Origin of the sequence: Sorangium sp. So ce327, from assembly GCF_051530205.1 — a bacterium.
GTDB classification, from domain to species: Bacteria; Myxococcota_A; Polyangia; order Polyangiales; family Polyangiaceae; genus Sorangium; species Sorangium cellulosum_B.
The window spans coordinates 7,401,224-7,423,812 of the sequence record NZ_CP150330.1; the positions used below are offsets into that span (position 1 = coordinate 7,401,224).

Annotated in this window: 19 protein-coding genes; 3 read left to right on the forward strand and 16 right to left on the reverse strand. The window is 70.8% G+C overall.

Annotated elements, in window-relative coordinates:
• Nucleotides 1–77: 77 nt before the first annotated feature.
• The 6 genes from WME95_RS27705 to WME95_RS27730 form a co-directional block, all read right to left on the reverse strand.
• The gene (locus WME95_RS27705) at nucleotides 78–1,505 is read right to left on the reverse strand and encodes a hypothetical protein (RefSeq protein ID WP_437902387.1); all 1,428 of its coding nucleotides are present in this window, start codon (nucleotides 1,503–1,505) and stop codon (nucleotides 78–80) included.
• Nucleotides 1,432–2,496 (reverse strand): hypothetical protein, encoded by a 1,065-nt coding sequence (locus tag WME95_RS27710; RefSeq protein WP_437902388.1) that lies wholly within the window; start codon nucleotides 2,494–2,496, stop codon nucleotides 1,432–1,434. The genes WME95_RS27705 and WME95_RS27710 overlap by 74 nt, the downstream gene beginning before the upstream one ends.
• A 50-nt stretch (nucleotides 2,497–2,546) precedes the next feature.
• Entirely contained in the window at nucleotides 2,547–2,786 is a 240-nt protein-coding gene (locus WME95_RS27715) for a hypothetical protein (protein ID WP_437902389.1), read from the reverse strand.
• A gap of 199 nt (nucleotides 2,787–2,985) precedes the next feature.
• On the reverse strand, nucleotides 2,986–3,387 hold the full coding sequence (locus tag WME95_RS27720) for a group II truncated hemoglobin (RefSeq protein ID WP_012237604.1): 402 nt from the start codon (nucleotides 3,385–3,387) through the stop codon (nucleotides 2,986–2,988).
• A gap of 47 nt (nucleotides 3,388–3,434) precedes the next feature.
• Nucleotides 3,435–4,973 (reverse strand): FAD-dependent monooxygenase, encoded by a 1,539-nt coding sequence (locus tag WME95_RS27725; RefSeq protein WP_437902390.1) that lies wholly within the window; start codon nucleotides 4,971–4,973, stop codon nucleotides 3,435–3,437.
• 86 nt (nucleotides 4,974–5,059) lie between these two features.
• Nucleotides 5,060–5,707, reverse strand: coding sequence for a TetR/AcrR family transcriptional regulator (locus tag WME95_RS27730; protein ID WP_437902391.1), 648 nt, complete (start codon nucleotides 5,705–5,707; stop codon nucleotides 5,060–5,062).
• A 200-nt stretch (nucleotides 5,708–5,907) separates the two neighbouring features.
• Between WME95_RS27730 and WME95_RS27735 the strand changes: the two genes are divergently transcribed.
• Complete coding sequence (locus WME95_RS27735) at nucleotides 5,908–7,593, forward strand: hypothetical protein (RefSeq protein WP_437902392.1); 1,686 nt, start codon at nucleotides 5,908–5,910, stop codon at nucleotides 7,591–7,593.
• Nucleotides 7,594–7,836: 243 nt separating this feature from the next.
• Here the strand turns inward: WME95_RS27735 and WME95_RS27740 are convergent, their stop codons facing one another.
• The 4 genes from WME95_RS27740 to WME95_RS27755 form a co-directional block, all read right to left on the reverse strand.
• Nucleotides 7,837–8,712 carry a peptidoglycan recognition protein family protein gene (locus WME95_RS27740; RefSeq protein ID WP_437902393.1) on the reverse strand — a complete coding sequence of 292 codons (876 nt, stop codon included), beginning with the start codon at nucleotides 8,710–8,712 and terminating at the stop codon, nucleotides 7,837–7,839.
• A gap of 216 nt (nucleotides 8,713–8,928) precedes the next feature.
• Complete coding sequence (locus WME95_RS27745) at nucleotides 8,929–9,486, reverse strand: chlorite dismutase family protein (protein WP_437902394.1); 558 nt, start codon at nucleotides 9,484–9,486, stop codon at nucleotides 8,929–8,931.
• Between the two features lie 211 nt (nucleotides 9,487–9,697).
• The gene (locus WME95_RS27750) at nucleotides 9,698–10,723 is read right to left on the reverse strand and encodes an S-adenosylmethionine:tRNA ribosyltransferase-isomerase (RefSeq protein ID WP_437902395.1); all 1,026 of its coding nucleotides are present in this window, start codon (nucleotides 10,721–10,723) and stop codon (nucleotides 9,698–9,700) included.
• Nucleotides 10,720–11,532 (reverse strand): SDR family NAD(P)-dependent oxidoreductase, encoded by an 813-nt coding sequence (locus WME95_RS27755; RefSeq protein WP_437902396.1) that lies wholly within the window; start codon nucleotides 11,530–11,532, stop codon nucleotides 10,720–10,722. The genes WME95_RS27750 and WME95_RS27755 overlap by 4 nt, the downstream gene beginning before the upstream one ends.
• A 90-nt stretch (nucleotides 11,533–11,622) precedes the next feature.
• Here WME95_RS27755 and WME95_RS27760 point away from each other — a divergent pair, with 90 nt between their 5' ends.
• Together WME95_RS27760 and WME95_RS27765 are read left to right on the forward strand one after the other, a co-directional pair.
• Complete coding sequence (locus WME95_RS27760; RefSeq protein ID WP_437541399.1) at nucleotides 11,623–12,183, forward strand: helix-turn-helix domain-containing protein; 561 nt, start codon at nucleotides 11,623–11,625, stop codon at nucleotides 12,181–12,183.
• Nucleotides 12,184–12,324: 141 nt separating this feature from the next.
• Nucleotides 12,325–12,726 (forward strand): hypothetical protein, encoded by a 402-nt coding sequence (locus WME95_RS27765; protein WP_437902397.1) that lies wholly within the window; start codon nucleotides 12,325–12,327, stop codon nucleotides 12,724–12,726.
• Nucleotides 12,727–12,784: 58 nt separating this feature from the next.
• On the opposite strand, the gene WME95_RS27770 is transcribed toward WME95_RS27765, so the two are convergent.
• The 6 genes from WME95_RS27770 to tssM all read right to left on the reverse strand — a co-directional run bounded on the left by WME95_RS27770 (nucleotide 12,785) and on the right by tssM (nucleotide 22,552).
• A complete protein-coding gene (locus tag WME95_RS27770) occupies nucleotides 12,785–13,375 on the reverse strand; it encodes a TIGR00730 family Rossman fold protein (RefSeq protein ID WP_437902398.1) in 591 nt (196 codons plus the stop codon).
• A gap of 153 nt (nucleotides 13,376–13,528) precedes the next feature.
• Nucleotides 13,529–15,013, reverse strand: coding sequence for a type VI secretion system contractile sheath large subunit (gene tssC / locus WME95_RS27775; RefSeq protein WP_437541406.1), 1,485 nt, complete (start codon nucleotides 15,011–15,013; stop codon nucleotides 13,529–13,531).
• A gap of 3 nt (nucleotides 15,014–15,016) precedes the next feature.
• A complete protein-coding gene (tssB, locus tag WME95_RS27780; RefSeq protein WP_012237614.1) occupies nucleotides 15,017–15,508 on the reverse strand; it encodes a type VI secretion system contractile sheath small subunit in 492 nt (163 codons plus the stop codon).
• A 155-nt stretch (nucleotides 15,509–15,663) separates the two neighbouring features.
• Nucleotides 15,664–17,343, reverse strand: a complete 1,680-nt coding sequence (tssA, locus tag WME95_RS27785; RefSeq protein WP_437902399.1) for a type VI secretion system protein TssA — start codon at nucleotides 17,341–17,343, stop codon at nucleotides 15,664–15,666.
• A gap of 164 nt (nucleotides 17,344–17,507) precedes the next feature.
• Nucleotides 17,508–18,482 carry a type VI secretion system-associated protein TagF gene (gene tagF, locus WME95_RS27790; protein WP_437902400.1) on the reverse strand — a complete coding sequence of 325 codons (975 nt, stop codon included), beginning with the start codon at nucleotides 18,480–18,482 and terminating at the stop codon, nucleotides 17,508–17,510.
• Nucleotides 18,483–18,835: 353 nt separating this feature from the next.
• The gene (gene tssM, locus WME95_RS27795) at nucleotides 18,836–22,552 is read right to left on the reverse strand and encodes a type VI secretion system membrane subunit TssM (protein ID WP_437902401.1); all 3,717 of its coding nucleotides are present in this window, start codon (nucleotides 22,550–22,552) and stop codon (nucleotides 18,836–18,838) included.
• Nucleotides 22,553–22,589 lie beyond the last annotated feature (37 nt).

A 22,589-nucleotide genomic window follows, 5' to 3' on the forward strand; every position in this document is an offset into this window, starting at 1 on the left:
GCGACGCTTACGCGATGCGTCCACGCCTGCGCGACGCATCCACGCGGAGATCTTCACCCGCGCCACGCTCGCCGCGCTCAGCCCGGAGCGACGCGGCTGGCGACGTCGCCTGGTCCGACGGCGCGGGGCTCGGGGCGAAGGTCCTCCACGGTGCTCGCCCAGGTCTTGCCCGCGCTCCCCGTCGCGTCGTCCAGCGTGCGCACCACCTCGTGAGCGAGCGCCTCACCGAGCAGCCGGTACGCCTCGAACTGGGCTTCGTCGAAGAACTGATCCGCGGTCGTCTGGTGCGGAAACTCGGGGTGAGACTCCGCATAACGCTGGACGTCGAGCGGCAGTCCCGGCAAGAGGCCGGCCTTGACGTAGACCACCGTGACCTCCTTGGTCGCCTCGGTCTTCTCGCCCGGATCCGGCTTGAACTTCCCCACGAGGATCGGCGTGCTCGGGGTGCGTTGCTCCCAGGTACCTCGCGGATCCTTCGGGCGAACGCGCTCGAGGTCCTCGCGCTTCAGCTCGAAGTTCAGCCCGCGGTCCACGCGCAGGATGCGCGCCGCCTTCGCGAGCTCGTCGCACGTCCACTCGGGATCGGCGCCGGCGTCGATGCACAGGATGAGCTCACACTCTCGCTCGACGAGCGTGGTCAGCCCCAGGTTGTCGTGGTGACCGCCGTCGGAGACGAAGACCAGCGTGTCGCTCTCCTTGTTCCGCGCGAAGATCTCTTTGACGTGATAGGCGCTCCAGAAGTGCGCCCACCTCCGGAAGAGCACGAGCTGCTCGCCGGCGCGCCTCGCGAAGCGCGGGTTCCGGACCCAGACGCCGAGACCGCAGTTGAGCAGGGTGAGGACGACGCGCGCCCACCGCGGGATCAACGTGCCGCCCTGGCTGTTCACGGCTGCGGCGCTGATGGCGATCGAATGGGCCAGGGTGAGCGCGTCGCCATAGGCCTCGGCCGGCCCCCACCCGGTCGCGGGCCCGCCGACGGCATAGGGGCTGAACTCGAACCGCGCCGTGCCCCGTTTGTAGAGGACGGGGTCGTCCGACCCCGGGGTGTTGACCGTGGCGGTCACGACGTGGAGCGGCGCGCCGCGGCGCGGCCCGCCCAGGTTCCAGGGCGCCGGGTCCGCCGCGTACGTCCTCTCGACGCGCGGCTCGTTCGAGGGCCTCAGCGCCGCGAGCGGCCAGGCGGAGGGCGAATCGCTGGCTGCCCGACCGGAGTCGCCCGGCAGCGACAGGTAGGCACGGCGGATCTGGTTGGCCCAGAACCTGTTGATCCCCGCGTAGTTCCTCGATGTCAGGAAGCTGAGCCCGATGAACACCAGGCACAGCGTCGCCCCGAACGTCAGCTCGACGACCTTCATCGGGTCCTGCTGGACAGGCACGTGGACGAGCCCGTCGATCGACCGAGCGAGCTTGATCGGCGCGAAGAGCAGCTGGTCAAGCATGCTCGCCCATGTCGACGTCACGCCCTTCACGACATCGTAGAGATCCGTGAACCTGAGCGCGAACACCTGTCCGCTGATGGCGACCCCGATGACCGCGAGGAGCTGCTCGCGCTTCAGGCGACTCAGCAGGACAGCGAGCGCGGCGGCCAGGGCAGCGCACAGCACGAAGAGGGTGAGCAGGGGGTCGGCCCGCAGCGCAAGCAGGGAGCCCCCCCGTGAGCACCACGAGCAGCGCCGCGCGAGCGGCGAGCCAGGTCCCCGCCTCGTGGACGGACGGCCACGAGAAGAGGATCCCGAGGTACATGACGAGCAGGGCGGCGAGAAGGACACCCCCTATCAGCGCCAGGACGAACACGAGGAGGTCGAGCACGGGGAGCTGTTTTGCGATCGCGTCAGGCAACGTGCCTGGCTCAGCAGAGGCGGTGGTGAAGAAGAGAGATCGCGCTCCGTCGACGTGGCAGACCACCGCGGTCACGCCGTGCTCGACCACACGCGCGAGGAAGGCCTTCGGCGATCTCGCGCTCGAGTGGTGGAGGAACACGATCGCCGCGAACCCGGCGGTGAGGAGCGACAGCGCGTTGGCGATCGCGCCGACGAAGATCATGAGGAGGGGCTGGAGCGTGTTCGCGGTGAGGCCGATTCCGCCGGGGATGAGGTAGTCGCCTCGCAGGCGGATCCTGTCGAGGAGGCGGTTCCATGACGCGGCTTCCAGCGGGTCGAAGCGGCGCTCACGCTCCGCGTCCCCCTCCGGCCGAGGGCCGGACGTCCGAGCCGTGAGCGCGCCCCCCGCCCAGCCGCCGCCGGACACGGAGCTCATGTAATCGACGTACCTGAGGATCACCTCACCGCTCTTCGTCGGGACCGTGGCGAGCCCTTTCAGGAAGCCGAGACAGATGGTCGCCGAGCGGATGCCTCCGCCGGAGAGCGATAGCCCGACGAGGTGCGCGCCGCGCGGATCGCCGTCGCCCGCGGCCTCGTGCTTCAGGTTCGCCGCGCGGCGCCGCGCCTGGATCCACTCGGCCTCGAGCGCGCGAAGCCGACCGATGTCGGGGTACACGGCTTCGTCCCTCGATGGCCTCTCGGCGGACTCCCACGACTGCAGGATCGTCAGCAGCGTGCCGAGGTGACGAGCTTCGGCGGCACCCTGAACAGCACCGCCGCGACGATCACGCAGTAGGGCCCCAGGAGCCGCCGAACGCGCGGATGCAGCTCGTCAAGGAGGCGCTTTACCCATGGCCACGGGCTGCGCCGCCCGGTGCGCGGCCCCTGCCGATCCGGCGCGTCATCGACGCGGGTGCTCCCTTGCCGCAGCGCGCGCCCTTCGTCCGGCAGCGTGGGCTTGGTCATCGGGTGCTCGTTCGGTTGGGACATCGTTCCCCGCACGGGTTCCAGGCGCCGCACGCCTGCCGTGGCGCCGCGGATTCTGCGGCGCTGGCGGCAGGCGATTCGCGCGACCTCAGAGAGCGGACGACGTATCGTACGGAAATCGGGGAGCGATGGGGGCGTCCAGACGCGCGCGCCTCGCCGCGCCGGCCGGCGGTTCCCGTCAGCCCGGACGGTTTCGCATGAAGTCCGCCACCTCGGCGAAGCGCTGGTCGAGGAAGGCGCGGAGCGGCGCGGGCACGTCGAGCTCGGCCATGGCCGCCCGCATGCAGCGCATCCAGGCGTCGCGCATCGCCACATCGACGGGGACGCGCGCGTGGCGCATCCGCAGCCGCGGGTGGCCGTGCGCGGCGATGTAGTCCTGCGGCCCGCCCAGCCAGCCGATCAGGAAGAGCGCGAATCGGTCGCGGCTCTCACGGGCAACCTGGCCGCCCTCGTCGCAGACGTGGAGGCGCGCGAGCGCCGGCTCGTCGCGGCCCATGAGGTCGTAGAAGCGCTCGACGAGCCGGCGCACCGCCGGCTCGCCGCCCAGCAGATCGAAAGGGGTCTCGGACGGCTCGGCCATGGGCGATGCCCTCTACCGGATCTGCGCCGGCGCTGCACGCCGCCGGCTCAGGCCGCCGCGGAGCTGCCGCAGGCCGCGCCGAACCACGCGGCGAGCGCGCGGCGCAGCCGGCGGTGGGCGGGGGCCTCGGGCTCACCTGCCGCGGCCGCCCAGGCCACGTAGCCGTCGGGGCGAATCAGCAGCGCCTCCGCGGGGCGCGGCAGCGCGGCGCAGCGCGCGCTCACGACGTCCACGCGATCGCCCCAGGGCGCGGCCACGCCGCCGAGCGCGGCGCCGCCGGTCAGATCGAGCAGCAGGCCCCTGGCCCCGTGCATGAGCTGCGCGACCCGCGTCTCCCCCTTCTGCGTGGTCAGCGCGACGTCCGGCGCCCAGCGCCCGAGCAGCGGATGCTGCTCGCCGGGCTCGGTCGGCATCTCGTAACGGACGTCGGCCGCGTCCAGCATCTCGACGACATACCGCAGGCTATGCTCGTGCTTGAGCAGCTCACCGAGCAGCTCGCGCAGCGCGGCGACGCGCTCGTCCCGCATCATCAGCGCGCCCTGCGCCCGCGTGTGCATGATCACGCGCTTGCCCTCGGGGTGCCGCTCCGCGTGGTAGGTGTCGAGGAGCCCCGGCGGCGCCCAGCCGTGGACCTCCGCGGCCAGCTTCCAGCCGAGGTTGACCGCGTCCTGCAATCCGGTGGTGAGGCCTGGCCCGCCTGCGGGGAGATGGATGTGCGCCGCGTCGCCCACGAGCAGCACGCGGCCCGCGCGGTACGTCTCCGCCTGGCGGCTCGCGTCGGTGAACCGAGACAGCCACCGCGCCTCGCGGACGGGCAGATCCTCGCCGAGCGCCGCGCGAACGCTGGCCTGCAGCTCGTCGAGCGTCATCGGCGCGTCGCGGTCGAAGTCCGGCGGATACGGCTCCGACGTGACCACGCGAAACACGCCCGCTCCCAGGGGAACGAGGGCGATCCCGCCGAGCCCGAACCGAACGCGGCGGCCGCCGGAGAGGACGAGGTGCCCGTCCTCCGTCGCGCCCTCGGCCAGCGTGACGTCGGCGAGGCGCAGGAGCCGGGAGGGCGGGAGTCCAGGAAAGCCGATCCCGGCCAGCTTGCGCACGGCGCTGCGGCCGCCGTCACACCCCACGACGAAGCGCGCCCGAAGCGGGTAGTCGCCGTCCGGGCCTCGGACCGTGACCGTCGCGCCCTCCCCGTCTTGATCGAGCCCGATGAGCTCGTGACCTCGACGGATCTCCGTCGTCAGCTCGCGCGCCCGCTCTTCCAGCAGCGCCTCTATGCGCGCCTGATGGATGCTCAGGAAGCGCCTGGAGACGCGCGGGGGGTCGCCGCCGAGGGCCAGCGGTATCCCGCCGAAGTGCACGAAGCGCGTCATCTCTGCGGCGCTCTGCTGCCCGCGGAAGCGCTCGAGGAGGCCCCTGTGGTCGAGGATCTCCACGGCGCGCCCGCCGAGGCCGAGCGCCTTGGAGAGCCCCGTGGGCTCGGGCAGCCGCTCCAGCACGACGGGGCGCACGCCGGCCAGCCGTAGCTCGCAAGCCAGCATCAACCCGGTCGGACCGCCGCCCACGATGACGACATCGACATTCATACCCGTTCTCCTTGTCGAGCAACGATCGATTGACAACGATTGTTCAGCGACGACCTGCGGGCGGCGACGGACGAACGAGGCTCACGTCACGTGGCCTCTGATGCGCCCGCGCGGCCGCCCCATTCAGGCGTGGTCACGCCATCCAGCACGAGGCTCACGGTCTGCTCGCCGAGGCGCGCGGCGAGCTCGAGATCGCACGAGAGGCGCGCCCGGAGGTCCGAGAAGCGCGGCCCGAAGATGCCGATCCCGGCCAGCGCGCCGACGACGGTGCAGTACAGGAGCTCGAACTCGCAGTCGCGCCGGAACACCCCTGCGGCTTGACCTCGCTCGTAGAGATCGCGCAGCTCCGACGGCAGCATCGCGAGCGTCGCTGGCGGCGCGGCTCGCCAGCCGCTCATCGCCTCGTGCATCGCGAGCGGCATACACAGGGGGCGCGAGAGGAGCAGCCGGAAGAACATCGTGAACGCGTGCCAGAGCCCCTCGCGCGGCTCGAGCGCCGCCGACGCCTCGAGCGCCGGCCGCCACCCCTCCATGAGGCCGGACCACTGGTCCTCGATGACCGCGCGGTAGAGGCCCTCCTTGCTCCCGAAGTGATGGTAAATCATGCGCTCGTTGACCCCGGCGCGCCCCACGATGGCGTGCACGCGGGCCCCGTCAGGCCCATGCCGCGCGAACTCCTCGGCGGCGGCGTCGAGGAGCGCCCGCCGCGTCTCCTTTTTCTCGTCTCCCGGCATCAGGTAAATGTTTATTTACTCATGAACGAGCGGCCGTCAAGGGCGCGACCTGGCCGCGTCCCCCTCCCGCGGTGGACCAGGCGCCGGGCGCGCGCTCTCCCATCTCGGGCATCGTCAGAGAAAACCTGCGGTTCCCTGGGCATCTTGCTGTAGGCTCGGCCCCTGGTCAGGTCTGGCCCCTGGCCAATGTGCTTGTTGGCATGAACCAGAAAACGACATTCCTCCCTGCGTTGGTGCTCGCGGCGGGCGCGCTCACGGTGAACCTGACCGGCTGCGAGCTCATCGTCGCCGTCGATCGCAGCCGGATCTCCGACACGGGCGGCGCCGGCGGCGCCGGCGGCGCCGGTGGCTCCGGAGGCGGCACGACGACGAGCAGCAGCGCTAGCTCGTCGTCAGGCACCGGCGGCTCGGGCGGCACCGGCGGCTCGGATGGCACCGGCGGCTCGGACGGCACCGGCGGCTCGGATGGCACCGGCGGCACCGGCGGCTCGGATGGCACCGGCGGCTCGGATGGCACCGGCGGCTCGGGCGGCAACGGCGGCTCGGATGGCACCGGTGGCGCAATGGCATGCCCCGGCGGCGCGACACCGTGCGACACGATCGGCGATTGCCCGGCCCCGGCCACGGAGTGCGTGAAGGCCACGTGCGAAGCGCGGTGCTGCGGTACGACCAACGTGCCCGACGGCACCGTCACGATGGCGGGCCAGGCGGCGGGTGACTGCAAGCAGCAGGTCTGCAACGGCAACGGCGGCACGACGTCGATCCGCGACGACACCGACAAGCCGGCCGACGACGAATGCAACGTCGGCACGTGCCCGGGCGGCACTCCGGGCAGCTCACCGAAGACCGCTGGCACGAGGTGCACCACCGGCGGCAAGGTCTGCGACGGTAGCGGCGCCTGCGTCGGCTGCCTCTCGGGCACCGACTGCACCGCGCCCCAGCTCTGCGATCCGGGGGGCACGCACACGTGCGTCAACGTGTCGTGCACCGACAGCCTGCTGAACGGCAGCGAGACCGACGTCGACTGCGGCGGCATCGACGCCGGCTCCGGCTGCGCGCCCTGCGCCGACGACCTGGAGTGCACGCTCGGTTCGGACTGCGCGAGCGGCTACTGCAACACGGCCGGCCTGTGCGCGACGCCCAGCTGCATGGACACCGACAAGAACGGCGACGAGACCGACGTCGACTGCGGCGGCGCGTCCTTCCAGGGCGCTCCGGCGTGCGACAGGTGCGGTGTCGGGCAGACGTGCGGCGTCGCGGACGACTGCACAACGGGCTTCTGCAGCGGCGGCACCTGCGCGGCCAAGCCGGACGGCGCGTCCTGCGTGACCAACGCCGAGTGCGCCAGCGCGCGCTGCGTTGACGGCGTCTGTTGCAACACGGCGTGCACCGGCGCCTGCCAGGCGTGCTCCGCGGCCAAGAAGCTCGGCGGCTCCGACGGCGTCTGCGACTACATCGCGACCGGAGGCGATCCGGACAACGAGTGCCCGGACACGGGCGCGGCGTCGTGCGGGACCAACGGGTCCTGCGACGGTGCGGGCGCCTGCCAGCGCTACGCAGCGGGCACCGTGGTGCCGTCCGGGCAGACGCCGGGCGATTGCCAGCAGCGCGTGTGCAACGGCGCCGGCGGCACCACGACGGACGATGACGTCACCGATGTCCCGGTGTCAGCGACCGTCTGCTTGACGGACCTCGCGTGCACGGGCACGCCGGCCATGCCGAGCTTCTCGACGGCGCCGGCGGGCACCGACTGCGCCGCCGACGGCCTGCCCGGCAAGACGGTGTGCGGCAGCGGGCTCGCGGCTGGCACGTGCGTCGAGTGCAACGACGACTCGAGCTGCACCTCGCCGGCCACGTGCAACACGACGACGCACGTCTGCGAGTGATCGCGACGGCGCAGAGAGCGCCCGGGGCGACCTGGCCGCCTTCTTGGTTTTGTCGGCGTGCTCTCGGGGTGCAGCAGACCTCGAGGCGATAAAAGACTTCAGACGGGCCCGACGAGCGCGATGCGGGCGCTCTGCTCGACCGCCTGCCCCTCGACCCCGAGGAGCGCCGCGCCCGGGTCCGTCGCGCCACCGATCGTCGAGCCCCGGATCGCGCCACGCGGCGATCCGCGCCCTCCGGCGGTGTCACCGGCCACAGAGGGAGGTGGACCAGGCGTCGGCCTGGAGGATCACGGCGTTCGAAGCGCCAGGGGACTCGGTGATGTCCGTGAGGTCACTCTTCGCCACGTACATGAGGCCGCTGGGCACGCCCGCCATGCGCGGGATCTTGGAGTCGAGCAGCGCCCAGCTACCACCGTAGGTGAAGCTCGTGACCTGGACCAGCGCTGCGCGGTTCAGCTTGCCGACGATCTTCCGAGGGCGCGACGGAGCATCCACGTTGTAGACGTTGGCTCCGGTCGACGACGCTCGGTAGGTCCTCAGAAAGCGGGCCAGGTCGGTTCGAAATACGTTCATATCGGTGTTCCGGCCCGGGCACGTCTTGATCCCTTTGCCGTCCCACGTAGGCGGATACATGATCGTACCGGTCGTCTTGTCCTTCCACGAGCACTCGCGATGCCCAGGCACCGTGTTCGCCGTGATGTCGTTGAAGGGCAATTCGCACCACCGCATCAGAGAGCGGATCATGCAGAATGCCCTGTTACGGAGATCCGGCAACATCGTCTCTCTGTCGTAATTTCCTACGATCTCGATGCCGAGCGTCCGGGCGTTCCACTCCCCGGCGTGGATGCCCACCTGATTCGGAGGCGTGCCGACCCAGATGCCATCCGGCGCATTGAAGAGGTGGGGGCCGGCGGTCCACTTGGGCTTGGCCTTGTACGTCGCCATGAGATTGGGCATGTCGACGTTCCCATTCCACGATTTGCGGGATCCCTCCGTGTGGTGAATGACGATGCCCTTCACCCACGCGGGGCCCCGCTTGCCGAGCGTCGACAGGTAGCTATCGAACGCCGCCATATCGCGGAGTTGCCTGCCATCCCAGAGAAAATCGACGTTTCCCATGGCGACCGCCTCCGCTGAGGAGGGTACCAAGGGGAGCTGGCGAGCTCAACAATTATCACGGATCTCGCAGGGCTGCCCCGCCCGCTCCGCGGGCACGACGCGCGGGCGGGCAACAGGGTGGACACGAAGCGGACGCGGGGTTCGGCTCGCAGCTCCAGGGAAGCACCCTATCGCGACGGTTCACCCTCCATCAACGCATCCCTCGGCAACTCCGTACTATGCGCTCGACAACCGCACCTCGATCTCCCGCTCCACGTAGGACCACTCCTCCGTCTCGCGCAGCCTGCCCACGAGCTCGTCGAAGGCGCCGGCGTCGCCCTCGGCGAACTCGAACCAGGTCAGGAAGTCGAACGGGCCGCCGAGATCCCGGCAGTGGTAGAGCCGCCTCGCCACGGCCGGCAGGTACTCCAGCCCGATCTTGATATGGCGCGACCTCGCCTCGAAGATCGCCCGCCGCTCGTCCTGCGCGAGCGCCCACCACGCCTTCGATTTCCTGAGCGGGATCAGCGCCGCCTGCGAGCTCGACGCCCGGCCGAGGTCCTCCTGGACGGCGACGAGGCGCTTTCTCTCCTCGAGCTCGACGTAGCGCTCGTTGCTCCTCACGCCGTTCAGGACCCAGGCCGCTCCCGGAGGCGCGACGAAGCTGCTCCCCTCGACGCGCTGCAGCCGCGGCGCTGCGGGCATCTCCTCGCCTCGCACCGTGATCATCCGCTCGACCCGCCACTCCCCGGCGGAACCTGCGACGAAACTCACCCGAACCGGATTTCCTTCCATCGATCGCTCCGAGGCGACGGCAACGCCGGACGAATCCCACCGACCCGAACGGCGGGCGGCCGTACCACACGCCCTCCCGTCACGAGAGCGCCCGGGAAGGCGGCTGCGCTCGGGCTCGCCGCGCCGGCCGAGCCCGACACGCAACGCGGTGGATGATGTGCGGACAGGGGTTTCGCCGTGGTTTCCGCGCGATGATTTTCCGTCGCCCGCGTCAGCTCAGAACAAGATAGGAGTCGCCGAACTCGTGACAGAGATACCCTGCCTCCTCCGCATAGGAGTTCGCGCGGTGGAGCAGCGAGGCAGGCGCGAACGCCTCGAGGAGCCGGAAGTGGCTCTCCGTCGGATCGTGCACGCCGGTCAGGAGCCCGTCGACCACCCTCGGCCGGAAGCCGTGGTGAAGGACCAGGTCGGTGACCCCCGGCCCGGCCTGGAGCTCACCCCCGTGCTGGGCAGCGCAGCCCTCGAGCGCGCGCGTCACCGTCGTGCCGACCGCGATGACGCGGCGCCCGCGCGCCTTGGCCTCGCGCACCGCCGTCACCGTCTCTTCCGGGATGTCGAAGCGCTCCGGCAAGGGGAGCAGGGCGTCGAGGGCCGGCTCGCCCGTCGACGAGATCCCGGCGGCGTGCGTGAGCGAGGCGACGCGCACGCCGCGGCGGAGCAGCTCGAGCAGCAGCCCCCAGACGAGCGGCCGCCCGGCCGACGGGAGCTCGGCGCAGAGAGGCCGGCTCGCGTAGCGCGTCTGCGTGTGCCAGATCGCGAGCGGGGCCGCGACGTACGCATACTGGATCGGGCGCCCCCGCCGGTAGAGCGCCGACCAGAGCGGCGCGCCCCGCTCGCGAAAGGCGATCTCGACGAGGCGCGGCGAGGCCGGAGACACGCGCTCGATCACGGCCGACAGATCGTCTCCGAACGTCACCGCGTCCCCCGGGCCGAGGGCGGGCGGCGCCGGGCGCTCCTCGGTGCGCGTGTGCCAGTCGCCGGCGCCGAACAGCAGGGCCGAGTAGCGCCCCTCGGACAGCTCGCCGATGAGGCGCACCTCGACCGCCGCGCCGCGCTCGGTCGCGCCGTGGAGCGACGCCGGCAGCGTGGCGCCGTCGTTGACGACCAGGAGATCGCCCGGCTCGAGGAGCGCGGGCAGATCCGCGATGCGCGCGTCGCGAAGGCGCCCCTTCCGCGGATCGACGTGGAGGAGCCGCTCCTCGAGCGGGCTCTCGCGGGGCCACACGGCGGGGCTCATGGCGCCTCCTGGAGGCGCGCCGCCTCGAGGCGCGCGCCGCTCGGCACCTCGCCGGCGCGGCCGACGAGCGCGACGATGCGCCTCGCCACGTCCGCTGGATCGGCCAGCGTGCTCGGGTCGGCGTCGGGGATGGCCTCCGCGTGCATCCGCGTGTTCATCTCGCCCGGATCCACCGCGTAGAACGCGACGCCCGTCCCCTCGAGCTCTGCGGCCCAGGTGCGGCTCAGGTGATCGAGCGCCGCCTTCGAGGCGCCATAAGCGCCCCACCGTGGATAGGCGTTCACCGCCGCGTCCGAGCTGATGTGGACGACGACCCCGCGCCGCCGCAGCGCCATCGCGCCGGCGACCACCTTCGTCAGGCGGAACGGGCCGACCACGTTGACCTCGAGCACGCGCCCGAGATCCTCGCACTCCGTGTCGAGCAGGATCGGCAGCGGCGTCTTGCCGAGCGTGCTCGCGTTGTGGATGAGCAGGTCGATCGGCCCGACCAGCGCCGCCGCCGCGCCCGCGATCGCGTGCGTCTGGCCCTTGTCCCCGATGTCCGCCGCGAGCGCGTGCGCCTCCCCGCCCTGCGCGGCGATCTCGGCCGCGACGGCCTCGAGCGGCGCGCGCTCGCGCGCCACGAGGACCACCTTCGCCCCTTGCCGGGCGAGCTCCCTGGCGAGCGCGGCGCCGAGCCCGCGGCTCGCCCCGGTGACCAGCGCCGCCCGCGGCGCGAACCGCTCGCCCCGCGCGGCGCGGGGGAGCGACGGGTGGGAGCTCCCTTCGGCCTGGATCAGCGCCTCGCTTCCGGTCGATTCGTCGTTCATGGTGCCTTCCTCCTCGACACCAGCCTAATCCGCGCGGGTTCTCCCGTTGGAGCGGGCGCCAATATCCTGGAAGAGTGCTAATCTCCGGGCATGGATCAGGACGCGGAGCTCGCGGGGCGGCTGGCGAAGAACATCAAGCAGCTGCGCGAGGCGCGCGGGCTGACGCAGCAGCAGCTGGCCAAGCTCGCCGGCGTGCCGCGGGCGACCTGGGCGCACCTCGAGTCCGGCGCGGCGAACCCGACGCTCGGCGTGCTGCATCGGGCCGCCGCCGCGCTCCAGGTCTCCATCGAGGAGATGCTCTCCGCGCCCCGCGCCACGTGCCAGCTCTACGCGCGCGACACGCTCCCCACGCGCTCTCCCGGGCAGGCGTTCGTCCGCAAGCTCCTGCCGGACCCGATCCCGGGCATGGAGATGGATCGCATCGCGATCCCCCCGGGCGGGCGGATGACGGGCGTCCCGCACACCCCGGGCACCCGCGAGTACCTGACGTGCGAGTCGGGGGAGCTCCAGCTCGTGGTCAGCGGAGAGCGGTTCACGCTCGGCTCCGGCGACGTCGCCGTGTTCCGCGGCGATCAGCGCCACTCGTACAACAACCCCGGCAAGCAGCCGGCGGTCGGCTACTCGGTCGTGGTCCTCGCGCGCGTGCTCTGAGCGCGCAGCCGTCGCGAAGCGCGACCGGCGCGCGAGGCGGCGCTGCGGACGAGATGTGGCGGAGCCGTGGCGCGCGAGGAGTTCCCGAGGAGGCCGCTCACCGCGGATTGCCCGAGCGCGCAGCGCCGTTATGCCGGGCACATGATCACCCCACGAAGCAGCCAGTTCCGCCTCTTGCTCTGCGCCCAGCTCGCGCTTGTCGCCGCCGCCTCGGCGGGCGCCTACACGGGCCTGCTCCCCACGTCCCTCCCGTCGGTCCCGCACGCCGACCTCGCGATGCACGCGCTGGGCTTCGGCCTGCTCGCCGCCTGCGTCGACGGGGCGCTCGACTTCCGCCCGCTCCGCCGCGGGATCCTGTTCCCGCGCCTCGGCCCGGCGCTCGTGCTCGCCGGCGCCGGCCTCGAGGAGCTCGCGCAGGGGCTGTCGCCGCGCCGGACCTCGTCGCTCGCCGATTTCGCGGCGGACACGGCGGGTGTGCTGCTGCTCTCGTGGATGGCGGGGCGGTTGTGGGACGCCGAGGCCACGGGCGGCGCCCTCGGATGACGAGGATCGCAGAAGGCGGCTGTTTCAGCGCGGCGCGCATCACACGGCGCCGCGGCGCCTACCGCTCGCCGGGCGTCATCCACTTGGGCTCGGCGCCCGGGCGCCACGCGGCGAGCAGATCCAGGAGGGCCGGCGCCTCCTCGGCGACCTGCAGCACGGCGCGGTGGGCCGGCTTCATGAACTGCTCGGCCACGACGTGATCCAGAAAGGCGATCAGCGGGCGGTAATACCCCGCCACATCGAGCAGCCCGACCGGCTTGTCCTGAGAGCCGAGCTGCGTCCATGTCCACACCTCGAACAGCTCTTCCAGCGTCCCGACGCCCCCCGGTAAGGCGATGAACGCGTCCGCGAGGGCGGCCATCTCTGCCTTGCGCTGGTGCATCGTCTCGACCACGCGGAGATCGGTCAGCCCGCGGTGCTCGATCTCCCGCTGGTTGAGGAACCCCGGGATGACGCCGATCACCTCACCGCCGCGCGCGAGCACCGCGTCGGCGATCACGCCCATGAGCCCGACGCGGCCCCCGCCGTACACGAGCCCGATCCCTCTCGCCGCGAGGAGCTCACCGAGCCGCACGGCCGCCTCGCGGTAGGCCGGCGACGCGCCGGGGTTCGACCCGCAGTAAACGCAGATCCTGGAGAGCGTTCTCATGGGCCCGAGCCTACGCCGGCAGGCGAGCTCGTCCAAGCGGGGAGCGGTGGTCCGGCGCGCCGTGGAGGGTAGCTTTCTCCCCGGCGGCGCGCCCTGGCACCCCCGCGCCGCGGCCTGGCACCCCCGCGTGGCGGCGGTGCCGTGACCGGCGGATCACTCCTTGTCGAGCTTGCCGACGAGGCTCAGCGTGAAGAAGGCGCCCATGTACTTGAAGTGCGGGCGCACCTGCATGTCGACCTTGTACCAGCCGGCGTTCCCCGGCACCTCGGTCACAATGATGCGCGCCTTGCGGAGCGGCCTGCGCCCGCGGGTCGCCGCGGAGACGACGTCCTGATCGGCGACGTACTGGCCGATCCAGTCGTTGAGCTCCTTCTCGAGATCGCCGCGCTCCTTCCACGTACCGATCTGCTCGCGCTGCAGCACCTTCAGGTAGTGCGCGATGCGGCACATGATGAACATGTACGGCAGCTGCGTGCCGAGCCGGTAGTTCATCTCGGCCGCCCTGCCCTCGTCGCTCTGCCCGAAGAACTTCGCCTTCTGGGCGGAGTTGGCCGAGAAGAAGCAGGCGTTGTCCGAGTCCTTGCGGAACGTGAGCCCGATGAAGCCCTCCTCGGAGAGCTCGAACTCGCGCCGCTCGGTGAGCATGATCTCGGTCGGCACCTTCGTCTGGATCTCGCCCATCGCCTCGTACTGGTGGAGCGGCAGGTTCTCCACGGAGCCGCCCGCCTGGGGGCCGATGATGTTCGGACACCAGCGGTACTTGGCGAAGCTGTCGGCGAGGCGGGTGGCGAAGGCGTACGTCGCGTTGCCCCAGCAGTACGCGTCGTGCTTGCCGACCACGTCCTCCTCGTAGTTGAACGCCTTCACCGGGACGGTGTTGGCGCCGAAGGGCAGGCGGAGCAGGAAGCGCGGCATCACGAGCCCGACGTAGCGCGCGTCCTCGGTCTCGCGGAACGCGTTCCACTTCGTGTACTGCGGCCCCTCGAAGAGCGCCTTGAGGTCCTTCAGGTTGGGCAGCCCCTGGAAGTCCTTCAGGCCGAAGAACTGCGGCCCTGCCGCCGCGATGAAGGGCGCGTGCGACATCGTCGCGACCGCTGCGCACTTCTGGAGGAGCGCGATGTCCTGGGGGCCCGGGCCGAACTCGTAGTTCGCGATGATCGCGCCGACCGGCTTGCCGCCGAACTGCCCGAACTCGGCCGAGTAGACGATCTTGTAGAGCCCGCTCTTCGGCACCTCGGGGGCGTCCTCGAAATCGGCGAGGAGGTCCTCCTTGGAGCAGTTGAGCATCTCGACCTTGACGTTCTCGCGGAAGTCACACCGGTCGATGACGAACTTGAGGCCGCGCCACGCGGACTCGAGCTTCTGGAAGCTCGGGTTGTGGAGGATCTCGTCGATCTGCCGCGACAGCTTGACGTCGATCTCCGCGATCAGCGCGTCGACGAAGGCCTTGTCGACCTTCTCGCCCTCGCGCCGCGGGGCGACGAGCTCCGAGATGAAGGCCTGCACGCCCCGCTTGGCGATCTCGTACCCCTCGTCGCCGGGCGTCATCTTCGTCTCGGCGAGGATCTCGTCGAGCAGCGACCCCCCCTCGAGGGTCTGGACGCCCGCGCTCCCCGCGGCCTGTGTCTCCGTCGCCATCGCTTACTCCCCTTCCTTGTCGAGCCCGAGCTCGCTCACGATCTTGTTGCGCTGAGCCGGGTCGCTCAGGATCTGCTGAATCTTGTTGCGGAACGCCTTCTCGTTTCCGAGCGGGCCCTTGAGGGCCGTCAGCGCGGCGCGCAGATCGAGCAGCTTCTTGAGCTCCGGCACCTGGTTCGCGATCGCCTCGGGCTCCATGTCGCTCAGGCGGCGGAACTTGAGGTTGACCGTGAGCTCGCTGTTCTCCTGCTCGGACAGGACGTCCTTCACGTTGAAGGTGAGCGCGAGCTTCTGCTCGCTCATGACCTTCTGGAAGTTGTCCTTGTCCACGTTGATGGGCTTGCGGTCCTCGAGGGGCCGCGGATCCGGCCGCTGCGTGTAGTCGCCGAGCATCAGGAGCTTCAGCGGCAGCTCGACGTCCTCCTTCGCGTTCCCGGTGGCCGGCTTGTACGTGATGTTCACGCGCTCTTTCGGCGCGACCGATCCCTCTTTCATCGCAGGCTCCTTTCCCCGTCAGCAGCGGGCGGAGCGCCCGCAGGCCGAACGAGCATAGAACAAAACCCCCGCCCCTCGGGCAAGCTTCTCGGCGCGACGCGCATCCCCGTCTTTGCCACGCTGCCACGCTGCCCCCCTGCCCCCCGGCATCCGGCTCACTCCCCCAGCGACATCTTCAAGGCGAGCGCCGCGTCGAGCTGGCAGACGCGCTCGAAGCAGAGCGTCTCCTTCGCCTTGGCCTCGGGGGTGGCCTCGTAGCCCTGGTTCAGGACCCGGTAGCACGTGTGGAGCGCGGCGTAGAGCTCCGCGCAGAGATCTGGCTGCCAGGTGGTGAGTCGGTGGTGGTCGACGAGGTGCTCCAGCGCCTCGAGCTGCGCCCGCGCCACGAGGAACTGGGACAGCTCGATATTGATCTGGGCCATCGCGAGCCTCACGCGGAAGCGGTCCAGCGCCGTCGGAGCCGCGGCGGCGGCCTTCTCGAGGAGCGCCATCGCGTCGATGGGCTGCTGGTTCGCGACGAGCCCTCGGGCGTCGGAGAGCGGCTTGTCGAGGTAGCTCCGCGGCCTGGCCGGGGCTGCGGCGCCGCTCGCACCCGAGCCGCCGAGCGCGGCCGCGACCTCGGACGAGAGCCAGGCCTGCGTCTCGCCGTCGGCGAACGGCGTGCCGTCGCTGAACTTGAGGGTCGGCAGGAGCGGCGCGCGGAGCAGCAGGGCGCCCACCTCGACGAGCACCGCCCGCTTGGCGTCGGCGTAGTCGTCGCCGAGCTGCTCGAGCGCGTTCGCGACGTACCTGTGCGGATCGAGCCAGAGGGGATAGCTCTGCGCGTACTCGTCGGCGACCTGCAGCAGATCGGCGAACGCCCCCTGGGTCGTGAGCGCCGGGAGCGTCTGCAGCACGTGCTCGGGCGGCGGCGGGATCGCCGTGCTGCCGGTCGGAGACGACGCGCCCGGATCGTCGAGGAGGTCGACCCAGAGCCCGACCCGGAGGATGCGGTACGCGGACGCCCGCTTCGGATCTGCCGCCCGCAGCGCGTCGCCCGCGCGCGCCATCAGGGGCGAGCACTTGCCGAGGGCGGCGAGCGCGGAGTCTTCGTCGACGATCGCCTCGAGGCTGAGCGCCGGATCGCCCGCGGCGGCGACGGGCGCGGGCGCGGGCGGCGGCGCGGCGGCCGCAACCGTGGCCGCCGGCGGCGCCTCGGCCTTCGGCGGCTCGACCCGCGGAGGTGGAGGCGGCGGGGGTGGAGGCGGAGGCGGCGGAGGCGGCGCCTCCGCGGGCAGGCTCGCGACGAGGCTGCGCATCGCGTTCCGGAGCGAGCCGAGCCCTCCGTAGGCGTCGCCGAGCTTGTCGGCGAGGTCGACGTCCAGGGCGCGGCTCACCTGGTCGATGGCGTTCACCACGTCGCGGTCCGCGGCGGAGACGGTGATGCCGGTGAGCGTCCCTGCCGCGAGGTCTCCGAACCAGGAGCACAGGTTGCCGCGCGCCTTGGGCCGCTTGATCGCGGGATACATCGTGTCCCAGAACGCGTTGTTCAGCTCTTGCACGAGCACGAGCCCGTCGAGCAGGCCGGGCAGCTTGTCGATCTGCGACTTCGCCGCCGCGTAGTAGAGCGCGACGCGGAAGTCCTTGGACTTCTCGCTCAGGAGCTCATCGGCGACGCTCGCGATGCGCCCCCAGTCGACCTTGCCGCCCGCGAGCGACTGCAGCTTGTCGACCTCGTTCTTGAGGCCCTCGAACGCCTCGTCGTAGGTGACGTCGGCGCCGACGCCGCCGTTGATGGGCGCGTACAGCGCCTCGATCCGCTCTTTGGATTGTTGGATGGCGTCTTCAGCGGCCATGGGGCGCGCAGGATATCAAGGCGTCCTGGGTGTGGACGGCGAATCAGACGAAGACTGCACGACGACCGCGCGACGGCTGCACGGCGACTTCGGCGGTGAGCTGGGCGGCGCACCGGAGCGGCCGCGCGCCAGGTGGAGCGGGTGCCTTCGGCGCGGGCATCGGCTCAGCCGAGGGATTCCAGGAAGCTGTCGAGCGACAGGTCGGTCCGGGCGACGAGCGCGTCGAGCTCTGGCCCGAGCGCATGTCGGGAAACGTGCTCCTCGACGCGTGGGGGTCCGCAGAGGTCGGCGATGTGCTCGGCCTGGGTGGTGGGCGCGATCATCTCGCGGAACGAGCCCACGTGGGGGGTACCGAGGTGGAGGAGCAGGGTCCGCTGGGGTGTCCAGAACGCGTTCATCAGCGTGCGTCCCCATTTCGACAGGCGGCGGGTCATGTCCATCCACACGGCGGCGGCGTAGGCGTCTCCTGCGCCGAGCGGCAGCCTGAGGGCGAGCCCTGTCCTCGGGAGCTCCTGACCGCGGAAGGGGATCACCGAGTCGAGGATGTTCTGCAGCACCCAGAAGCGGCTCGCGTCGGTGCCGAAGCCGGCGTCCCAGAGCGCCTTCATCGGGTGGGTCCTTAGCCATGCGCGGTAGGCGGCCTGGGCCGATTCGGGGTCGTCGAGCGACGGCGGCGTGATCTGGGAGACGCGGTGGAGGAAGGCGTCGACGGGCAGGGTCCTGCCGTTTGTCGCGGCGTCGTGGGCGGCGGCGAGGAGGGGGAACAGGGTGATGGGGAGCGACGGCCCGGCGGAGACGAGTTGATCGTAATCGTAGGACCCGAACACCACCATCGGGTAGAGCCGCCCGGCGTTATCGCCGCTGGCGGCCCAGGCGCCCACGAGCCCGCGGGTGGGCGGCTCGTCGCCTTTCGGTTCTCCGTGGAAGACGAAGAGGCCCAGGGCCGTCTGGTAGTGCGCATCGAAATGGGCGCCCATGGCGCGCCGGGCGAAATCGATGGACGCGCCCAGCCAGCGGTCGAAGGCCGCGAGCTCTTCTCCACCTGCGTTCAGCCGGATGAAATCGCCCGTGGCGGGCAGCTTGCCGAAGCAGCCGATCTGCGGCGGAGCGGCAGGGCCCTTCTTGCGGCGCCAGAACATGACTGCTGGGAGTGAACCACGAACCGCTCACCGAGCGCTACCACCTTCCCGGTTGCGCCAGGAACGTGCGAGCGCCCCCCCGAACCACGTCATCAAGGTCCCACGCCCCCTCGCCCCCCTCTCCCCCCCTTTTCACAAAGAGCCAGCGGGGGAGGGGGTGTCGTGCGGGGGGCCGGCGGGGTAGGGCCCCGCGAACCCGAGCGCCGGCCCGCCCCGGAGCCGCTCGCGCACGGTCTCGTCCCCCCCGTTCTCACGGCAACGGCCCCCCAAAAGGCGCGAGTTCGCGGGAGGGGCCCCCGCCGGCCCCCCGCACGACGCCCCCTCCCCCGCTGGCTCCGTTGCTGCTGCCTACCTCACCCTTTGCCGAAGCGATCGCCGATGCTTGCAGGGCAGTTGGTCGCCCGGAAGAAGCTCGTCGGGAACGGGTGGTTCCCCCGGGTCGGCCTGATCTCCATGGTCACCGTCACCGGCGGCGCCGTCATCTGCCAGGTCACCGTGAACAGCTCGTCGTTGTCCTTCTGGGCGGTGGTCGTCCCGGCCTCGAAGAGCCGGAAGATCCCCCACGGCCCTTCGCGCACGAGCTCCTCGTCGAGCCCCCCCGCGCCGCGCACCTGGATCCTCGCCCCCTTCGCGCCTTCGCCCGGCCAGTTGAAGGTGTGCCAGAACTCTTTCTCGTTGCGATAGAGCCTCTTCTGGCCGTCGACCTCGAAGACCACCTCGCTCACGATCGGGCTGACCGTCTTCATGTTGATGTGGAAGACGACCTTCGGATCCGCCCCGCCGCTGCTCCCGAAGAGCGCGTCGGAGATCTCGTTCGAGCGCCTCAGGCAGTTGTACAGGTTCGCGCTGAACGGCGTGAACGGCTTCGCCGCCTGCGGCTGCCCCGACAGGTGCGCCTTCGGGAAGAACTCGTGCCCGACCTGGTAGTGGAAGCCCTTGAGGTACGTCTCGTAGAAGCCCCAGAGCACCCCGTCCTTCGGCTTGAAGAAGGCCATCGCGTCCTCGAGCGACGCGTCGCGTGACGACGCGAGGTTGAACGGGTAGCGGTCCTTGATCTTGTCGCGGTAGTGCGGCCAGACCTCGACCTCCCAGATCCCGCTCGCCGCGCCGCCTGCGCGCCGCACGACGGCCTTGTACGCCTGCCGGAGGGGGTTCATGAGGAGCGGCTCCATCAGCCGCTGCCCGTTCTGGTCCATCGAGAGCAGCAGCCCCTGGGTCTCCTTCACCGCGTCCTGGAACGCCTCCGTGGCCTTCGAGGTGTCCGCGTCCGGCGGCCCGTCCTCGACGACGCTCATCTCCCCTGCCAGCCGCTCGAGGTGGCCCACGTACTGGCCGAGCTTGGGCGGGGGCGGCGGGGGCTGCCCTTCGCCCGCCGGCGGCTGGGGCACCCCGAAGCTGGCCATCGACTCGAACTTGTCAGGCACCGGATCGTAGTGCTCGCGCTGGTTCCCCGTGAGCATCGAGTCGATCCGCACGCCCGTCCGCTGGTCGACCTTCTGCGCGATCATGTCCTTGGCCCTGTCGAGCAGGCCGCCGTCCGCCGTCAGCAGGCTCGGCTTCTCGTCCTTCCCGAACTGCGTCTCGTCCGAGAGCCGCTGGAGCAGCCGCCGGTAGGGCCAGTCGGGCGTGGAGAGCACCCTGAACTCGTGGATCGCGTCCCGGTTCGTCTTCGGGACGTCGACCTGGATGTCGCGGAAGAACGCCTCCCACTGCGCGATGTACGCGTTGTCGTAGTCCTGCCGGACGCGGTCGAGCTCCTTCTGGATCTGATCGCCCTGCCGCTTCTCGTCGCTCGACAGGGGGAGCACCCAGAGCTCGCGCTCGAGCTTCTTCCTCCCCTCCTTCAGCGACTCGAGCACCTGCGCGTGCCCCTTGGCCGTGTAGGGCCCCTGCACCTCGAACCACGTCCCGCCCCGGTTCTTCTGCGCGCTGTGGACGACGGTCAGCACCTCGGGCCGATCCGCGAACATCTCGTTGAGCGACACCGGCGGGTACTTCAGGTTCTCCGGCGTGTTCGGCCCCGACTCGTCGTACTTCTGATCGATCAGGCTCGTTACAAACTGATCGTAGTAGCGCTTCGTCGGGTCGACCCGCAGCAGGTCGGCGCGCGCCCGGGCGATGAGCGGCTCGTTCAGCTCCTCGGCCTCGAGCTTCTTCCGCCGCACGAGATCGATGTAGTACGCGACGTGCGGCGTGAGCCGCTCCTTGAGCTCGCTCTCGGGCAGATCGGTGAACGGCTTCAGGGTGTCGGCCCAGACCTGGACGAGCCGCCCGGTCTGCCACCGCGCCGCCTGCTCATCCATGTGGCCCTGGTACTCCTTGCCGAGCAGGAGGTAGCTCCGCAGGGCGTTGTAGCCGTCCAGGAACTCCCCCTCGCGCACCTTCTCGAGCTTCGCCTCGAGCTGCGCCTTCGCCGGGCTGACGAAGCCCTGCTTCAGGCTCGTGATGTACTGGCCCATCGTCGGCGGGAACAGCTTGTCCCCCTGGAACATGAACCAGCCGTACTCGATCGGCGTGTTCTCGACGTAACCGTCGAGCCGCCCCACGTGCTCCTGCAGCCGATCGAGCTTGTCGATGTTCGCGCGCACGTTCGGCGGCGTGCCGCTGCGCCCCGACCAGTCCACGAACGCGATCTCGTCCGAGATGCGCCGGGTCTCGGCGACGAGCGCCTTGTTGTTGAAGTACGAGATCACCGCCGGCAGGAGGAACAGGAGCGCCACGAGCGCCGCGGCCGCGGCCACCAGGATCCGCTGCATCCGCCGCCGCCGGAGCTCCGCCTCGGAGCGCGCGGCGAGGTCCTGATCCGGGAAGACGACGTTGGTGAAGACGTCGTGCAGGAAGAAGCTCTTCGACTCCTTCGGGGCCGCCGCGTCCTCCTCGCCCTCGCCGAGCCCCGCGCGGAGCCCGAACGCGCGCCCCATCGCCCCGACCACGCGGTCGAGCGGCCGCCCCTCCTGGACGCCGCTCGTGAAGTAGAACCCGCGCAGGATCGGCGTGGGCGCAGCGCCCGCCTTGGGCGCGAACGCCGCCGCGATGAAGTCCGACAGGTTGCGCTTCACCGCCGCGAACTCGAGCGGGAACTGGTAGCTCTTCTCCTTCACCTCGCGGTTGCGCTCGCTGATGAGCCGCTTCGTGAGGCGCGCGTGGAGCTTCTCGACGAGCACGTCGAACTCGCGGTCGAAGATCTTCCCGGGCTCGTCCTTGTTCTCGTCGAGCCGCACGGTGGCGCCCCACGCCTGGGCGCGCTCGCTCTTCTTCAGGTCGCCGAAGTACTCGGTGAAGCCCGCCACCAGGTCGCTCTTCGTGAAGAGCACGTAGACCGGCAGGACCATGTGCAGCGTCTGCTGCATCTCGTCGATGCGCGCGCGGATCTTCTTGCCGGTCTGATCGATCTGCTCGTCGCTCGCGTCGAGCAGCTCGCTCAGGCTCACCGCGACGATGACGCCGTTCAGCGGCTTTTGCTCGCGGTGCTGCAGCAGGGTCTCGAGGAACGCCATCCACTCGTCGTGGTCGTCGCTCTCGGTCGTGTACCGGCCGGCGGTGTCGAGGAGGATCGCCTCGTTCGTGAACCACCACTCGCAGTTCCTGGTGCCGCCGACGCCGCGCACGCCGGTGCGCTCGGGGTCGATGTACGGGAACACGAGCCCGGAGTGCCGGAGGGCGGTGGTCTTGCCTGCCCCGGGCGGGCCGACCATCACGTACCAGGGGAGGACGTAGAGCGCGTCGGCGCCCCGCTTGCCTCCGCCGAGCTTCGAGGCCTTGAGCGCGGCGATGCCCTCCTGCATCTGCCGGTTGAGCTCCTGGATCTCCGCGCGCCGCTCCGGCTTCGCGTTGATCACCTGCTCCTGCGCCTGCTGCGCGATCGCCTTCTCGAGCGCCCGCGCGGCGCGCGCCGCGCGGATGCGCCGATAGACCGCCAGCCCGACGAGCAGGGCGAGGACGACCGCCGTCGCCACGAGCGGGATCTCGATCGGGAACGCCTCGGCCCCCTCCCCTGCCGCCGTGCGCAGCATGAACCACACTCCCCACACGGCGGTGAGGAACAGGGCGCTCAGGATCCACAGCCACATCGGAAGTCTCCCTCGGGAACAGCAGAGGACGGCGGAG

What these genes read in the sequence shown, in the direction of transcription:
- tssM (WP_437902401.1), bottom strand. Translation starts at nt 22,552, where the DNA reads ATGTGGCTGTGGATCCTGAGCGCCCTGTTCCTCACCGCCGTGTGGGGA.
- WME95_RS27720 (WP_012237604.1), bottom strand. Translation starts at nt 3,387, where the DNA reads ATGGCCGAGCCGTCCGAGACCCCTTTCGATCTGCTGGGCGGCGAGCCG.
- WME95_RS27755 (WP_437902396.1), bottom strand. Translation starts at nt 11,532, where the DNA reads ATGAACGACGAATCGACCGGAAGCGAGGCGCTGATCCAGGCCGAAGGG.
- tssA (WP_437902399.1), bottom strand. Translation starts at nt 17,343, where the DNA reads ATGGCCGCTGAAGACGCCATCCAACAATCCAAAGAGCGGATCGAGGCG.
- tagF (WP_437902400.1), bottom strand. Translation starts at nt 18,482, where the DNA reads ATGTTCTGGCGCCGCAAGAAGGGCCCTGCCGCTCCGCCGCAGATCGGC.
- WME95_RS27730 (WP_437902391.1), bottom strand. Translation starts at nt 5,707, where the DNA reads ATGCCGGGAGACGAGAAAAAGGAGACGCGGCGGGCGCTCCTCGACGCC.
- WME95_RS27725 (WP_437902390.1), bottom strand. Translation starts at nt 4,973, where the DNA reads ATGAATGTCGATGTCGTCATCGTGGGCGGCGGTCCGACCGGGTTGATG.
- WME95_RS27735 (WP_437902392.1), top strand. Translation starts at nt 5,908, where the DNA reads ATGAACCAGAAAACGACATTCCTCCCTGCGTTGGTGCTCGCGGCGGGC.
- WME95_RS27745 (WP_437902394.1), bottom strand. Translation starts at nt 9,486, where the DNA reads ATGGAAGGAAATCCGGTTCGGGTGAGTTTCGTCGCAGGTTCCGCCGGG.
- WME95_RS27750 (WP_437902395.1), bottom strand. Translation starts at nt 10,723, where the DNA reads ATGAGCCCCGCCGTGTGGCCCCGCGAGAGCCCGCTCGAGGAGCGGCTC.
- WME95_RS27765 (WP_437902397.1), top strand. Translation starts at nt 12,325, where the DNA reads ATGATCACCCCACGAAGCAGCCAGTTCCGCCTCTTGCTCTGCGCCCAG.
- tssB (WP_012237614.1), bottom strand. Translation starts at nt 15,508, where the DNA reads ATGAAAGAGGGATCGGTCGCGCCGAAAGAGCGCGTGAACATCACGTAC.
- WME95_RS27715 (WP_437902389.1), bottom strand. Translation starts at nt 2,786, where the DNA reads ATGACCAAGCCCACGCTGCCGGACGAAGGGCGCGCGCTGCGGCAAGGG.
- tssC (WP_437541406.1), bottom strand. Translation starts at nt 15,013, where the DNA reads ATGGCGACGGAGACACAGGCCGCGGGGAGCGCGGGCGTCCAGACCCTC.
- WME95_RS27770 (WP_437902398.1), bottom strand. Translation starts at nt 13,375, where the DNA reads ATGAGAACGCTCTCCAGGATCTGCGTTTACTGCGGGTCGAACCCCGGC.
- WME95_RS27760 (WP_437541399.1), top strand. Translation starts at nt 11,623, where the DNA reads ATGGATCAGGACGCGGAGCTCGCGGGGCGGCTGGCGAAGAACATCAAG.
- WME95_RS27740 (WP_437902393.1), bottom strand. Translation starts at nt 8,712, where the DNA reads ATGGGAAACGTCGATTTTCTCTGGGATGGCAGGCAACTCCGCGATATG.